We start from the raw sequence: 819 nt of genomic DNA, 5'->3' as shown, positions 1-819 counted from the left end.
TTCTACTTAGCTTATTAATAAGCTAAGTAGAAATAACAATAATATTACAGAATATGTATCTATTCCATAAAAGAAGGGAGTCAATTATGAATACAAAAGAGTCAAAAACAGTTGTTGTTATTGGCGCTGGTGTTTTAAGCACAACTTTTAGTTCTATGCTTAAAGAGTTAGAACCAAGTTGGAATATAAAACTATATGAACGTTTAGATCGTCCTGGTATCGAAAGTTCAAATGAGCGTCATAATGCTGGAACTGGTCATGCTGCTTTATGTGAATTGAACTATACAGTGAAACAACCTGATGGATCAATTGATATAGAAAAAGCAAAAGAAATTAATGAACAGTTTGAGATTTCAAAACAATTTTGGGGTCATTTAGTTAAAAATAATAGTATTTCTAACCCTAAAGAATTTATTCAACCATTACCTCACATTAGTTTTGTTAGAGGTAAAAATAACGTTCAATTCTTAAAGGATCGTTATCATGCTATGAAGGATTTTCCAATGTTCGACAATATTGAATATACAGAAGATATTGAAGAGATGAGAAAATGGGTTCCATTAATGATGGAGGGTCATAGCTCAAGTGATATTATGGCTGCTAGTAAGATTAACGAAGGTACAGACGTTAACTTTGGAGAGCTTACTCGTAAAATGGCTAAAAACATTGAACAACATCCTAATGCCAATGTCCAATATAATCATGAAGTAATAGACTTTAACCATCGAAAAGATGGTAAATGGGAAGTTAAAGTGCGTCAACGTAACAGCGGTGATGTTCAAACTGAACTTGCTGATTATGTATTTATTGGTGCTGGTG

1 protein-coding gene is annotated in these 819 nt (G+C 32.5%); it reads left to right on the top strand.

Features of this window, described 5'->3' with window-relative positions:
* Positions 1–86: 86 nt before the first annotated feature.
* The coding region (locus tag HMPREF2706_RS01690) for a malate:quinone oxidoreductase (protein WP_141761267.1) at positions 87–819 on the top strand (733 nt) is incomplete at its 3' end.

The organism is Staphylococcus sp. HMSC067F07, assembly GCF_001837405.1.
Taxonomy (GTDB): Bacteria; Bacillota; Bacilli; order Staphylococcales; family Staphylococcaceae; genus Staphylococcus; species Staphylococcus capitis.
The sequence above is the reverse complement of the archived record's forward strand: the minus strand, read 5'-3'. Positions and strand labels throughout refer to the sequence as shown.